27 protein-coding genes are annotated in these 12,651 nt (G+C 52.8%); all 27 read left to right on the plus strand.

Annotation, left to right across the window (positions count from 1 at the left end):
• On the plus strand, positions 1-85 hold an 85-nt coding region (locus tag JXO50_11145), incomplete at its 5' end, for an elongation factor Tu (GenBank protein MBN2333645.1).
• A gap of 58 nt (positions 86-143) precedes the next feature.
• On the plus strand, positions 144-452 hold the full coding sequence (gene rpsJ / locus JXO50_11150; protein MBN2333646.1) for a 30S ribosomal protein S10: 309 nt from the start codon (positions 144-146) through the stop codon (positions 450-452).
• Positions 453-494: 42 nt separating this feature from the next.
• A complete protein-coding gene (gene rplC / locus JXO50_11155) occupies positions 495-1,127 on the plus strand; it encodes a 50S ribosomal protein L3 (protein MBN2333647.1) in 633 nt (210 codons plus the stop codon).
• 24 nt (positions 1,128-1,151) lie between these two features.
• Entirely contained in the window at positions 1,152-1,772 is a 621-nt protein-coding gene (gene rplD, locus JXO50_11160; GenBank protein MBN2333648.1) for a 50S ribosomal protein L4, read from the plus strand.
• Positions 1,769-2,065 (plus strand): 50S ribosomal protein L23, encoded by a 297-nt coding sequence (gene rplW / locus JXO50_11165; GenBank protein MBN2333649.1) that lies wholly within the window; start codon positions 1,769-1,771, stop codon positions 2,063-2,065. Before rplD ends, rplW begins: the two co-directional genes overlap by 4 nt.
• A 39-nt stretch (positions 2,066-2,104) precedes the next feature.
• Positions 2,105-2,926: a 50S ribosomal protein L2 gene (gene rplB / locus JXO50_11170; protein ID MBN2333650.1), complete on the plus strand. Its 822-nt coding sequence runs from the start codon at positions 2,105-2,107 to the stop codon at positions 2,924-2,926.
• 49 nt (positions 2,927-2,975) lie between these two features.
• Positions 2,976-3,254, plus strand: a complete 279-nt coding sequence (gene rpsS, locus JXO50_11175; GenBank protein ID MBN2333651.1) for a 30S ribosomal protein S19 — start codon at positions 2,976-2,978, stop codon at positions 3,252-3,254.
• Between the two features lie 30 nt (positions 3,255-3,284).
• A complete protein-coding gene (gene rplV, locus JXO50_11180; protein MBN2333652.1) occupies positions 3,285-3,620 on the plus strand; it encodes a 50S ribosomal protein L22 in 336 nt (111 codons plus the stop codon).
• A gap of 32 nt (positions 3,621-3,652) precedes the next feature.
• The gene (gene rpsC, locus JXO50_11185) at positions 3,653-4,306 is read left to right on the plus strand and encodes a 30S ribosomal protein S3 (GenBank protein MBN2333653.1); all 654 of its coding nucleotides are present in this window, start codon (positions 3,653-3,655) and stop codon (positions 4,304-4,306) included.
• A 49-nt stretch (positions 4,307-4,355) separates the two neighbouring features.
• On the plus strand, positions 4,356-4,778 hold the full coding sequence (gene rplP, locus JXO50_11190; protein ID MBN2333654.1) for a 50S ribosomal protein L16: 423 nt from the start codon (positions 4,356-4,358) through the stop codon (positions 4,776-4,778).
• On the plus strand, positions 4,768-4,962 hold the full coding sequence (rpmC, locus tag JXO50_11195; protein MBN2333655.1) for a 50S ribosomal protein L29: 195 nt from the start codon (positions 4,768-4,770) through the stop codon (positions 4,960-4,962). The genes rplP and rpmC overlap by 11 nt, the downstream gene beginning before the upstream one ends.
• An 11-nt stretch (positions 4,963-4,973) precedes the next feature.
• Positions 4,974-5,240, plus strand: a complete 267-nt coding sequence (rpsQ, locus tag JXO50_11200; protein MBN2333656.1) for a 30S ribosomal protein S17 — start codon at positions 4,974-4,976, stop codon at positions 5,238-5,240.
• A gap of 48 nt (positions 5,241-5,288) precedes the next feature.
• A complete protein-coding gene (gene rplN / locus JXO50_11205) occupies positions 5,289-5,657 on the plus strand; it encodes a 50S ribosomal protein L14 (protein ID MBN2333657.1) in 369 nt (122 codons plus the stop codon).
• A 25-nt stretch (positions 5,658-5,682) separates the two neighbouring features.
• Positions 5,683-6,003 (plus strand): 50S ribosomal protein L24, encoded by a 321-nt coding sequence (locus JXO50_11210; GenBank protein MBN2333658.1) that lies wholly within the window; start codon positions 5,683-5,685, stop codon positions 6,001-6,003.
• Between the two features lie 26 nt (positions 6,004-6,029).
• The gene (gene rplE / locus JXO50_11215; GenBank protein ID MBN2333659.1) at positions 6,030-6,569 is read left to right on the plus strand and encodes a 50S ribosomal protein L5; all 540 of its coding nucleotides are present in this window, start codon (positions 6,030-6,032) and stop codon (positions 6,567-6,569) included.
• Positions 6,570-6,595: 26 nt separating this feature from the next.
• A complete protein-coding gene (locus JXO50_11220) occupies positions 6,596-6,781 on the plus strand; it encodes a type Z 30S ribosomal protein S14 (GenBank protein ID MBN2333660.1) in 186 nt (61 codons plus the stop codon).
• Positions 6,782-6,796: 15 nt separating this feature from the next.
• The gene (rpsH, locus tag JXO50_11225; GenBank protein ID MBN2333661.1) at positions 6,797-7,198 is read left to right on the plus strand and encodes a 30S ribosomal protein S8; all 402 of its coding nucleotides are present in this window, start codon (positions 6,797-6,799) and stop codon (positions 7,196-7,198) included.
• Positions 7,199-7,228: 30 nt separating this feature from the next.
• Positions 7,229-7,762, plus strand: coding sequence for a 50S ribosomal protein L6 (rplF, locus tag JXO50_11230; GenBank protein ID MBN2333662.1), 534 nt, complete (start codon positions 7,229-7,231; stop codon positions 7,760-7,762).
• 12 nt (positions 7,763-7,774) lie between these two features.
• On the plus strand, positions 7,775-8,140 hold the full coding sequence (rplR, locus tag JXO50_11235) for a 50S ribosomal protein L18 (GenBank protein ID MBN2333663.1): 366 nt from the start codon (positions 7,775-7,777) through the stop codon (positions 8,138-8,140).
• Positions 8,141-8,226: 86 nt separating this feature from the next.
• On the plus strand, positions 8,227-8,724 hold the full coding sequence (gene rpsE, locus JXO50_11240) for a 30S ribosomal protein S5 (GenBank protein MBN2333664.1): 498 nt from the start codon (positions 8,227-8,229) through the stop codon (positions 8,722-8,724).
• Positions 8,725-8,765: 41 nt separating this feature from the next.
• Positions 8,766-8,951: a 50S ribosomal protein L30 gene (gene rpmD, locus JXO50_11245; GenBank protein ID MBN2333665.1), complete on the plus strand. Its 186-nt coding sequence runs from the start codon at positions 8,766-8,768 to the stop codon at positions 8,949-8,951.
• A gap of 43 nt (positions 8,952-8,994) precedes the next feature.
• The gene (gene rplO / locus JXO50_11250; protein MBN2333666.1) at positions 8,995-9,447 is read left to right on the plus strand and encodes a 50S ribosomal protein L15; all 453 of its coding nucleotides are present in this window, start codon (positions 8,995-8,997) and stop codon (positions 9,445-9,447) included.
• Positions 9,440-10,744: a preprotein translocase subunit SecY gene (secY, locus tag JXO50_11255; GenBank protein MBN2333667.1), complete on the plus strand. Its 1,305-nt coding sequence runs from the start codon at positions 9,440-9,442 to the stop codon at positions 10,742-10,744. Before rplO ends, secY begins: the two co-directional genes overlap by 8 nt.
• A 68-nt stretch (positions 10,745-10,812) precedes the next feature.
• A complete protein-coding gene (locus tag JXO50_11260; protein MBN2333668.1) occupies positions 10,813-11,451 on the plus strand; it encodes an adenylate kinase in 639 nt (212 codons plus the stop codon).
• Positions 11,448-12,200: a type I methionyl aminopeptidase gene (gene map, locus JXO50_11265; protein MBN2333669.1), complete on the plus strand. Its 753-nt coding sequence runs from the start codon at positions 11,448-11,450 to the stop codon at positions 12,198-12,200. Before JXO50_11260 ends, map begins: the two co-directional genes overlap by 4 nt.
• Positions 12,201-12,243: 43 nt before the next feature.
• Positions 12,244-12,465 carry a translation initiation factor IF-1 gene (infA, locus tag JXO50_11270; GenBank protein MBN2333670.1) on the plus strand — a complete coding sequence of 74 codons (222 nt, stop codon included), beginning with the start codon at positions 12,244-12,246 and terminating at the stop codon, positions 12,463-12,465.
• 57 nt (positions 12,466-12,522) lie between these two features.
• Positions 12,523-12,636 (plus strand): 50S ribosomal protein L36, encoded by a 114-nt coding sequence (rpmJ, locus tag JXO50_11275; protein MBN2333671.1) that lies wholly within the window; start codon positions 12,523-12,525, stop codon positions 12,634-12,636.
• Positions 12,637-12,651: the final 15 nt, after the last annotated feature.

Consider the following 12,651-nt stretch of genomic DNA (forward strand, 5'->3'; position numbering starts at 1 on the left):
TGCCATGGAGGATGGGCTGCGTTTTGCGATCCGTGAAGGCGGCCGGACTGTTGGTGCCGGGGTCGTCAGCGAGATTATTGAATAACGACGGCTGGCCATAAACGGGGAATGATAGAGGAAACACGGAGTAGGTGAAGATGACCATTACCAACCAGAAAATCAGAATCAGATTGAAGGCTTACGATCATAAAATTCTTGATCAGTCGGTCCTTGAGATTGTCAATACGGCGAAAAGAACCGGAGCCAGGATTGCCGGCCCGATTGTGTTGCCGACCAGTATAAACAAGTATTGTGTCCTGCGTTCCCCCCATGTCAATAAGAAATCTCGTGAGCAGTTCGAGGTGCGGACCCATAAGCGCCTTATTGATATCGTCGAGCCGACCCAGCAGACTGTTGATGCGCTGATGAAGCTGGATTTGTCCGCCGGGGTAGATGTTGAGATAAAACTGTAAGGGCAGGCTGCGTTAGTCTGCGGACGGGTTGAGGATAGAGTGATGGCCCAGATAAAGGGACTGTTAGGTAAAAAGATTGGTATGACCCAGATTTTTAATGAGCTGGGTGAGGAGATCCCGGTAACCGTGGTCAAGGTTGGCCCTTGTACGGTGGTCCAGATCAAGCGTGATGCCAAAGATGGCTATAACGCTGTGCAGCTCGGCTTTGATGAAAAGAAGCTGCAGTTGGCCATAAAGCCTGAAATCGGACATTGTGCCAAGGCCGGCAAAGGGGTTTTTCGCACCCTTAAGGAAGTCAAGGTCGACAACCCCGATGACTATCAGGTGGGTGACCAGCTGAGTGCCGAGATGTTTGCCACCGGTGATCTTGTTCATATCAGCGGTACCAGCAAGGGTAAAGGCTTTGCCGGGGTTATGAAGCGCTGGGGGTTCAGGGGTGCCGGTGCTTCCCATGGCGTCCATAAGGTCCATCGTTCGGGTGGCTCGGTGGGGACTTCCGCCTGGCCGGCCCGGGTTTGGAAAGGCAAGAAAATGGCCGGCATGCTGGGTGACCAGACGGTGACCATGAAAAACCTGACGGTTATCGGTGTTCGTCCGGAGCAGGGCTTGCTGCTTATCAAAGGTGGCGTTCCGGGCAGCAAAAATGGCGTTCTGTTTATTAAAAAAGTGCAATAATTAAGGCAGTTGGTGGAGTATCCCATGGCCGTTGTTGATCTGTACAATATGAAAAAGGAAAAAGTTGGCGAGGTCGAGCTGTCCGAGGCAATATTCAATGCTGAAGTCAAGGAGCACCTCATCCAGGAGATGGTCATCTGGCAGCTGGCCAAACGTCGCAGTGGTACGGCGGCGGTTAAGAGCCGCTCGCAGGTTCGCGGCGGCGGCGCCAAGCCCTGGCGCCAGAAGGGATCTGGACGGGCCCGCAGTGGTACCAGCCGGTCACCCATTTGGCGGAGCGGCGGCGTTGTTTTTGGCCCCCAGCCGCGCAGCTACGACTATAAACTGCCCAAGAAGGTGAAGCGGCAGGCTTTGATCTCGGTGTTGACCCAGAAGCACCTGCAGGGGAAACTGCTGGTGCTGGATGCTTTTGCCATTGATGAGATCAAGACCAAAACCGTTGCAGAGATGCTGTCTACTTTCGGGGTCAGCAGCGCCATGCTGGTCTGCGATGACAACCGCAACCTTGCCTTGTCGGCCCGCAACCTCCCCCGGGTGATGACCGTTGGTCATCGGGGTGTAAACGTCTATGACCTCATGAAGCATGATCATCTGCTGATTTCGGCAGATGCCCTTGCCAGCATCCAGGGAGCATTGGTACAATGAAAAAATCAGCATACTATGATTTGATTCGCTATCCCATGCTGACGGAAAAGACCATGGAAGCGAAGGAAGCCCACAATCAGTACGCCTTTGCTGTCGACCGCCAGGCTAATAAAGTGGAAATTAAAAAGGCGGTTGAAGCCCTTTTCAAAGTCAAGGTGCAGTCGGTTCGCACCCAGATGGTGAGGGGCAAAGTGAAACGGGTCGGCCGCAACATGGGCAAACGGCCAGACTGGAAAAAGGCTGTGGTTACCTTGCTGCCTGAGCAGAAGATAGAGTTTTTTGAGGGCGTGTAGGGCGCTGGCAGTTCGATCGGTTGTTAAGGAGAGTGGCAGATGGCATTGAAAAAATATAAACCAACATCACCGGGAAAGCGGTTCCAGACGTCATCCAGTTTTGATGAAATCACCAAAACGACGCCGGAAAAATCGCTGCTGGAACCGTTGAACAGCAAAGCCGGCAGGAATAATGCCGGCCGGATTACCGTCCGTCACCGCGGCGGCGGGGTGCGGCGCAAGTATCGGTTGATCGATTTCAAGCGCTGCAAGGATAATATCCCGGCGACCGTTACGGCCATTGAGTACGATCCGAACCGCTCGGCCCGGTTGGCGCTGCTTCAGTATGCCGATGGTGAGAAACGCTACATCCTGGCACCGCTGAAAATTAAGGTTGGCGACCAGGTTGAGTCGGGCGAAAATGTCGATATCAAGCCGGGCAACTGCCTGCCCCTGAAAAATATCCCACTGGGCAGCATCATTCATAATATTGAGCTGAAGATCGGCAAGGGTGCCCAGATGGTGCGCAGCGGCGGCAGCTATGCCCAGTTGATGGCCAAAGAGGGAACCCAGGTACAGGTCAAACTGCCGTCCGGTGAGGTTCGTCTGGTGCACCATCTGTGTCGGGCCACCCTTGGCCAGCTGGCCAATATCGAACATGAAAACATCTCCATCGGCAAGGCTGGCCGCAGCCGCTGGCTGGGACGTCGTCCCTCTGTTCGAGGTGTGGCCATGAATCCGGTTGATCATCCCCATGGCGGCGGTGAGGGGAAATCATCGGGCGGCCGGCATCCGGTTACCCCCTGGGGCGTGCCCACCAAGGGTCACAAAACCCGGAATAACAAGGCAACTGACAAGCAGATAGTTAAACGGCGCAAATAACCAGTGACAGCGGGGTTATGGCTGCCAGCTCTTGATTGAGGAGGATTTCGTGGCGCGTTCAGTACATAAAGGTCCCTTTATTGATGCTCACCTGCTGACCAAGGTGGAAAAGCTGGTCAACAGCAATAATAAGATGATCAAAACCTGGTCCCGGCGGTCGACGATTATTCCGGAGATGGTTGGCTATACCATTGCGGTCCACAACGGACGCAAGTTTATTCCGGTGTTTGTTACCGAGGAGATGGTGGGCCACAAGCTGGGAGAGTTTGCCCCCACCAGAACTTACTACGGGCATGCTGCCGATAAAAAATCCAAGGTGCGGCGGTAATCCGTTCTAGAACAACACAAGGAGTTGTCCATGCAAGTACAAGCACGCCTTCGCCATTATCGGGCGTCTGCCCGCAAGGTTCGTCTGGTTACCGATATGGTAAAAGGGATGGACGTGGCCCGGGCCATTGAAACTCTGCGGTTTACCCAGAAGAAATCTGCGGCTGCCGTAATGAAATTGTTGCAATCCGCGGTTGCCAATGCTGATCAGCAGGGGACGGTGGATGTTGATGCCCTGTATGTTCATAATGCTTATGTCGATGAAGGTCCCACCCTGCGCCGTTTTCAACCCCGGGCCATGGGACGGGCCAACCGGATACGCAAACGTACCAGCCACATTACCGTCATCTTGGATGATGAGCGCTAACAACCAGTAAAACCCGTGAGAGGAGTTGGAACTTGGGACAGAAAGTTAACCCCATAGGCTTTCGCTTAGGTATTGTCAAAACATGGAGTTCTCGTTGGTACGCCGACAAGGACTTTAAAACGTTCCTCCATGAAGATCTGCGGCTGAAGAAGTACCTCAAGAAGAAGATGTACCACGCCGGGATTTCCAAGATTGAGATTGAACGGGCAGCCAAGCGTATCCGGATCAATATCTTTGCCGCCCGTCCCGGGATTATCATCGGGAAGAAGGGGTCGGAGATCGAGACGCTGAAAAAAGAGCTCCAGAAGCTGACCACCGGTGAGCTGTTTATCAATATCAATGAGGTGAAACGGCCGGAAACTGATGCCCAGCTGATTGCCGAAAATGTTGCCCTGCAACTGGAACGCCGGGTTGCCTTTCGTCGGGCGATCAAACGCAGCGTCGGCATGGCCATGAAGCTCGGTGTTAAAGGTGTCAAGGTGGCGGTTGCCGGGCGTCTGGGTGGTGCTGAAATAGCCCGTTCAGAATGGTATCGCGATGGTCGGGTGCCTCTGCATACGCTCCGGGCGGATATCGATTATGGGTTTGCGGAGGCAAACACCACCTATGGGATTATTGGTGTCAAGGTGTGGGTTTTTAAAGGTGAGATTGTTGCTCAGAAAGGTGAACTGGCCGCCGGCGCCTAATAATAGGGGCAGCGTCGGCTGGTAAGCACGGGAAGGTAGGATTCATGCCATGTTAATGCCTAAAAAGGTTAAATATAGAAAACAGCAGAAGGGACGCATCAAGGGCAACGCCAAGCGGGGTTCAAGTCTCTCATTCGGTGATTACGGTCTGCAGGCCCTGGAACCGGGACGGATTACCAACCGGCAGATCGAATCTGCCCGTATTGCCATCACCCGCTATATCAAGCGTGGCGGCAAGGTTTGGATACGTATCTTCCCTGACAAGCCGTTGACCAAAAAACCGGCTGAAGTGCGGATGGGAAAAGGGAAGGGCTCACCGGAAGAGTGGGTGGCAGTGGTGAAGCCCGGCAGAATGCTCTATGAAATGGAGGGGGTGGACCGCGAGCGGGCCATGGAAGCTCTCCGACTGGCAGCTCATAAGCTGCCCATCAGAACCAAAATGGTAGCGCGGGAGATGAGTAATGAAGGCTAAAGAGATCCGACTGTTGTCGCCAGAAGAGATGCAGCAGAAGGTGGAAGCATTATCACACGAGCTGTTCAATCTCCGTTTTCAGAAATCCAGCGGCCAGTTGCAGGATACGGCCAAGTTAAAGGAACTCAAACGGGACCGGGCTCGATTAAAAACGATCATCCGTGAACACGAGATCCAGGAATAAGGTGGAATGAGATGCAGGAAGCAAAACGACGCATAAAACGGACGATGGTTGGGGTGGTGGTCAGTGACAAGATGGACAAGACGGTAGTGGTCCGGGTGTCCGCCAAGGTGAAGCACCCGACCTATAAAAAGTATGTCCAGCAGAGTAAAAAATACAAGGCGCACGACGAAGTAAACCAGTGCAGCATTGGTGACAAGGTCCAGATTACTGAATGCCGGCCGCTGAGCAAGGACAAATGCTGGCGGATCAGCAAAGTGGTGGAAAAAGCTCTAGCTTAGCAATCGGTTGCCGTTTTCCGGCAGTAATAGCCGGGAGGGAGAAGGAAGATGATTCAGGTAGAAACTGTTCTCGATGCTGCTGATAATTCAGGGGCCAAAAAGGTGCAGTGCATTAAGGTTCTGGGCGGTTCACGGAAGCGATATGCTACGGTCGGCGATATTATCAAAGTGTCGGTAAAGGAGGCGGCTCCCAATTCCAAAGTGAAGAAGGGCGACGTCATGCAGGCGGTAGTGGTTCGTACGGCCAAGGAGATCCGGCGGAGCAACGGCAGCTACATCAAATTTGACTGCAATTCGGCGGTGCTGATTAATGCCCAGCAGGAGCCTATTGGCACCCGTATTTTCGGCCCGGTGGCCCGTGAACTGCGCGCCAAGCGCTTTATGAAAATTATTTCCCTGGCTCCGGAAGTTTTATAAGACCGAGAAATTGGAGACGTTGACAATGGCAACAGCACGGATAAAAAAAGGCGATAAGGTCATGGTTATCGCCGGCAAAGATAAAGAGAAAAGCGGCAAAGTAAAAAAAGTCGACTTTGAAAAACAGCGGGTTATCGTGGAGAAGCTTAATATCATCAAGCGCCACACGAAACCTGGGATGGGTACTCAGGGTGGCATTCTGGAGAAGGAAGCCTCCATCCACCTGTCCAATGTCATGATGTTCTGTGATAAATGTGATAAGCCGGTGCGGATCGGTTTTAAGACCTTGACTGACAAGTCAAAGGTCCGTTTCTGTAAAAGCTGTAACGAACTGCTGGATAAATAGTACGGATCAGGGAGGCGGGTTGGACGATGAGTGTCCTGAAAGATACATATATCAATGAAGTGGTTCCGGCGTTGACCAAACAGTTTGGTTATCGCAACTGCATGCAGGTGCCGCGGTTGGAAAAGGTTGTGGTCAATATGGGCCTTGGCGCCGCGGTGCAGAATATCAAGATTCTCGATTCTGCGGTGGAAGAACTGGCGGCCATTACCGGCCAGAAGCCGGTGATTACCAAGGCGCGCAAGTCGATCGCGTCCTTCAAATTGCGTGAAGGGATGCCCATTGGCTGCATGGTTACCCTGCGCCGGGATACCATGTACGAATTTCTCGAACGGCTGGTTGGCGTTGTTCTGCCCCGGATACGAGATTTCAAGGGAATCTCGGGCAAGGCGTTTGACGGCCGGGGCAATTATACTCTTGGACTTCGCGAGCAAACGGTGTTTCCCGAAATTGATCTGGAAAAAGTGGATACAGTCAAGGGGATGAATATTGTCGTGGTGAATACGGCCAAAACAGACGAAGAGGGGAAGGCCATGCTGACCATGCTTGGTTTTCCGTTCCGCAAATAACCTTGATTGGGGCAAGGGAGATATAGATGGCTAAGAAGTCAATGATGATCAAGGCGGTACGGCCGAAGAAATTCAAGGTTCGGGACCATAACCGTTGTCCACTGTGCGGCCGGCCACGGGGATACCTGCGTAAGTTTGATATGTGTCGTATCTGTTTTCGGAGCCTTTCATCCCAAGGTGAAATTCCCGGGGTCGTCAAATCAAGCTGGTAAGAAGGATAGAACATTATGTCGATGAATGATCTGCTTGCCGATCTGCTGACGCGGGTGCGCAATGCGCATATGGCAAAACACGAAAGTACGGATGTTATCTTTTCCCGGATGAATCAAAGCATTGCTGAGATTCTCAAAGAAGAGGGTTACATCAAGAATGTCAAGGTGATAAAAGACGGCAAAACCTACGGAGTCTTGCGTCTTTATCTGAAATATGATGACCAGGGCAAGCCGGTGATCTCCGGGTTGCGGCGGGAAAGCAAGCCCGGGTTGCGGAAATATGTTGGAGCTGATCAAATTCCCCCTATTCTTAATGGGTTGGGGATTGCTGTTCTGTCAACCTCGAAAGGGGTCATTACCGGAGAGCAGGCCAGAAAGCTCAATGTTGGCGGAGAATTTCTCTGCTCAGTCTGGTAGTCGTCGTTTCATGTGGTAAGGAGATAAACCATGTCCCGCATTGGTAAACAACCAATTCCCCTGGCTCAGGGGGTAGAAGTGCAGATTCAAGATGGGGCCGTTGTCGTCAAAGGACCGAAGGGTGAGTTGCGCCAGTCCCTGGTGGAGCGCGTTCAGGTGGCGGTGGAGGACAATGCTGTTGTTGTTACCCGGCAGAGCGATGACCGGCGGTCCCGGTCGTTCCATGGGTTGATGCGCGCCTTGATTGCCAATATGGTTACCGGGGTTTCCACCGGGTTCACCAAAACGCTGGAGCTCAACGGTGTCGGTTATCGGGCCGAAGTCAGCGGTGATGTTCTGAATATGAACCTGGGGTTTGCCCATCCCATTAACTGCCCCATCCCTGATGGGATTGCCGTCTCGGTGGAGCGGGAAAAAATTACCGTTCAGGGTATTGACAAACAGCAGGTTGGTGCTGTGGCCGCCAAAATCAGAGGGTATCGGCCGGTTGAACCCTACAAGGGCAAAGGCATTAAGTACGCTAATGAACGCGTTCTGCGTAAAGCCGGTAAAGCCGGGAAATAGATGTGAGGTGTGGTGGTGAACAGGATTAAAAAACGCAGCCAGCTGCGGGCTAAAAAAAAGATCAAGATCAGAAGTCGGATATCCGGCCAGGGAGATTGTCCGCGGCTTTCCGTTTACCGATCTGCCAGCCATATCTATGTGCAGGCGATTGATGACCTGGCGGGTCGGACTCTGGCCAGTGCCGGGACAACGGAACGGGATTTTACCGATGCCAATGGCGGCAATGTCAAGGCGGCCCAGCAGGTGGGGAAGCTGATTGCCGGCCGTCTGCTTGAACTGGGGATCAAGAACGTGGTTTTCGACCGGAATGGTTTTTTGTATCATGGCCGGGTGAAGGCGCTAGCCGATGCCGCGCGGGAAACCGGGCTGCAGTTTTAGCAGGGGTCGACGGTAGAGCGTACTACCGTGTAAACAAAAAGAGCAATCTGGACGGATAACGTCGGAAAGTCAGGGGAGGTAGATTGTTGGACACTGCCAGAGTCGGAGAGGTTGAACTGATCGATCGAGTGGTCAAGATTAACCGGGTGGCCAAGGTTGTTAAGGGTGGCCGTCGTTTTAGTTTTAGTGCGTTGGTTGTTGTTGGTGATGGCCATGGCCGGGTTGGTTTTGGCCTCGGCAAGGCGAATGAGGTTCCCGAAGCGGTTCGTAAAGGTGCCGAAGCGGCTCGCCGGACCATGGTGAAGGTTTCCATGCTGGGGACCACCATTCCTTTTCAGGTTACCGGTCACTATGGGGCCGGCAGAGTGCTTTTGCGGCCTGCATCCCCCGGAACCGGGGTTATTGCTGGCGGCGCGGTACGGGCGGTACTGGAATCAGCCGGCATTAAGGATATCCTGACCAAGTGTCTTGGTTCAAATAATCCTCATAACGCGGTGCGGGCTACCATTGAGGGCCTGTTGCAGCTGAAAACAGCGGCGGATGTTTCTCGCAATCGCAATAAGCCGGTGAACGTTGCCTCGTAAGGTTGATCGGCAGACTAACAGCTAGTGCAAGGTGTAAGGGTATGTTGAAAATAACACTGAAAAAAAGTTGTGCCGGCCGGCTGAAAAAGCATGTGGCGACGGCCCAGGCTCTGGGATTGCGGCGGATCAGACAAAGCGTTATCCATCGGGAAACGCCGCAGATCAGGGGAATGGTTGACAGTATCTCCTATCTGGTTGACGTCGAACAGCTGCCGGATGCGGAATAAGTTATAGACAGTTGCAATAGTGATCCTGAGGTGAGAGGATACCATGGTTGAATTAGCGAATTTAGGTAAAAATCCCGGAGCCGGCAGTAAGCGAAAGAGAATCGGCCGGGGAACTGGTTCCGGTTATCATAAAACCGCCGGCCGGGGACATAAAGGACAGAAATCACGTTCCGGCGGGACCATTCCTGTCTGGTTTGAGGGGGGACAGATGCCCCTGCAGCGCCGGTTGCCAAAACGGGGCTTCAACAACATTTTCCGTACTGAATATGAGATTCTCAATGTTCACCAGCTGAATTGCTTTCAGGATGGTGATATTGTTGATCTGGCGGCCCTGCAGGCGAACGGTTTGGTGCGCAAAAGCAGCTCGCTGGTGAAAGTCCTTGGCAACGGACTGTTGAGTAGAAAAATAACGGTTAAAGTGCACAAATTCAGTGCGACGGCCCGGGACAAGATTGTTCAGGCCGGAGGTCAGGCTGAGGAGATCTCCCTTGCTTAAAGGAATGGAGAATATCGGCAGCATCCCTGAGCTGCAGCGGAAGATCGGCTGGACCTTTTTCCTACTGTTTATCTATCGTGTCGGTATTCATGTCCCCACTCCGGGTATTGACGGCCAGGCCCTGGCATCTTTTTTTGCCGAGGCCAAAGGGACTCTGCTGGGCATGTTCGATATGTTTGCCGGTGGTGGCCTGAGCCGGTTGTCGGTATTTTCCCTCGGGATTATGCCCTATATCAGTGCTTCAATTATCATTGAACTGCTGGCCATGGTCATTCCCACCCTTGAGCGTTTGAAGAAGGAAGGGGAAGCCGGTCGGCGGAAGATTGTCACCTATACCCGCTATGGCACCATCCTGCTGAGTACGGTACAGAGTTTTGGTATTGCTGTAGGTCTAGAAAGCATGCAGGGACCGGCGGGGGAGATGGTGGTTATGTTTCCCGGCTGGGGGTTCCGTCTACTGACGGTGATTACCCTGACCAGTGGCACTGCTTTTATCATGTGGATCGGTGAGCAGATTACCGAACGGGGGATCGGCAATGGCATTTCGCTGATCATTTTTGCCGGAATTGTTGCCCGGACCCCGGCGGCGGTAATCAATACCATCAGGCTGATAAAAACAGGTGAAATGAGTGTTTTTGTCATGCTGATGCTGCTGGTGCTGATGACCGCGGTGGTGGCGATTATTGTTTTTGTTGAAACCGGGCAGCGGCGTGTGCCGATCCAGTATGCCAAGCGGGTGGTGGGCCGCAAAATGTACGGCGGCCAGAGTACCCATCTGCCCATTAAAGTCAATACGGCTGGGGTTATACCGCCCATTTTTGCGTCATCAATTATTATGTTTCCGGCTACCATTGCCAACTTTATCGATCTGCCGATCATGAAAAAAGTTTCGGCCCTTTTCATGCCGTCAACCATTACCTATAACCTTTTTTATGTTGCCCTGATCTTCGCCTTCTGCTACTTCTACACGGCTGTGACCTTCAAGCCCGATGATGTGGCTGATAATCTGAAAAAATACGGCGGCTATGTGCCTGGCATCCGGCCGGGCAAAAAAACTGCTGAATACCTTGATCGTATCCTGACCCGCCTGACCTTCTGGGGGGCGGTCTATGTCAGCGTCGTCTGCGTGCTGCCGATGATTTTTATCGGCAAGTTTAATGTCCCGTTCTATTTTGGTGGTACCGCCCTGTTGATTATAGTCGGGGTTGGCATTGATACGATTCAGCAGATCCAGTCGCACCTGATTGTCCGCAACTATGACGGGCTGATGAAAAAAGGAGCTCGTGGCCGCCGGTAAGAATGATTATTGGCTCGGCGCTGAGCTGTAGATAGACCAATTAGAGGCTAAAAAAAGGAGGGAAGGGCATGAACTTGATTTTGTTGGGACCTCCCGGGGCCGGCAAGGGCACCCAGGCAAAAAAAATGGTCGATCAGCTGAAGATCCCGCAGATTTCCACTGGCGATATTCTCCGCGCTGCTGTTAAAGACGGCACCCCGATGGGGATTGAGGCCAAAAAGTATATGGACGCCGGTCAGTTGGTTCCCGATGAGGTGGTTATCGGCATCATTGCCGATCGCATCAAAGAGAGTGACTGTGCCGCTGGTTACATCCTTGATGGGTTCCCCCGGACGGTTGCCCAGGCTGAAGCGTTGGAGAAGATGCTCAATACGATGAATCAGGACATTGACCATGTGGTTAGTATTGACGTCCCTGATGGCGATCTTCTGGCCCGTTTGACCGGCCGACGTATGTGTTCCTGTGGTGCCAGCTTCCATGTCATGTTTAATAAACCGAAAAAAGAAGGTGTCTGTGATCTGTGTGGTGGAGCCCTGTACCATCGTGACGATGACCGGGAGGAAGCAATCACCGAACGACTGGTCAACTACCATAAACAGACAGCACCGTTGATTGAGTTCTATTCCAACAGGGATAAGGTTCGGCCCATTCCGGGTACCGGAAGTGTTGATGATATCTTTGCTGCGATAATGAATGCCGTTACATGATTACCCTGCGCTCGAGGCGCGAGATTGAAAAGATCCGGGCGGCAAACCAGATTGTTGCTGAAGTCCTGGAGCGTCTGCGGGAAGCAGTACAACCGGGAATATCAACCCTCGAGCTTGATGCCATCACCGAGAAGCTGATTCGCGAACGCGGTGGCACACCCGCTTTCAAGGGCTATGCCGGTTTTCCGGCCAGCCTCTGTGCCTCGGTCAATGAAGTTATTGTCCATGGCATTCCCCGTGCGGATATTATCTTAGCCGCCGGTGATATTATCAGTCTTGATGTGGGAGCCAAATTGCACGGCTATTACGGTGATGCAGCGATCACGGTGCCGGTGGGTGAGGTCAGTGACGCGGCCCGGAGATTAATGCAGGTAACCGAGGAATCTCTGGCTGAGGGTATCCAGGCTGCCTGGCCCGGTGAGCATCTCTTTACCGTCTCGGCGCGTATTCAGCGTTATGTGGAAGCACGTGGTTACAGTGTCGTCCGCGATTTTGTCGGTCATGGGATCGGCACCCAGCTCCATGAGTCGCCGCAGGTGCCCAACTTTGGCGTTGAGGGTACCGGGATACGCCTGAAAGCAGGCATGGTCATCGCCATTGAACCGATGGTCAATATGGGGACCCATGAAGTTGACGTCCTGGCTGACGGCTGGACTGCAGTGACCAGAGACCGGCTTTTATCGGCTCACTATGAACATACGATTGCCATTACGGATGGTGGACCGGAGATTTTGAGCAAAAGGTTATGATGGAGGTGTCGGATGGTGCTGGCACAACAATGGTGAGGAGATAATGGCAAAAAAAGAGGATGTTATCGAGGTGCAGGGAAAGGTGCTTGAAACCCTGCCGAATGCCATGTTCCGGGTTGAACTGGAAAACGGCCACCGGGTGCTGGCTCATATCTCCGGGAAAATGCGCATGCATTTTATTAAGATCCTCCCCGGCGATACGGTGACCATGGAATTATCTCCTTACGATCTGAGCCGGGGAAGGATTGTCTACCGGGCGAAGTAGTGGGTTCCAAAGATGAAGTGCGATGCTGTTATGGCATAGACGAGGCGGAGAGAAGAAATGAAAGTACGGGCATCGGTAAAAAAAATCTGCGACAGATGTAAAATAATCAAGCGGCGCGGAGTTGTCAGGGTGATCTGTGAAAACCCGAAACATAAACAGCGTCAGGGATAATGTAACCAGAGGAGG

This window comes from Candidatus Anaeroferrophillus wilburensis, assembly GCA_016934315.1.
Taxonomy (GTDB): Bacteria; Desulfobacterota; Anaeroferrophillalia; order Anaeroferrophillales; family Anaeroferrophillaceae; genus Anaeroferrophillus; species Anaeroferrophillus wilburensis.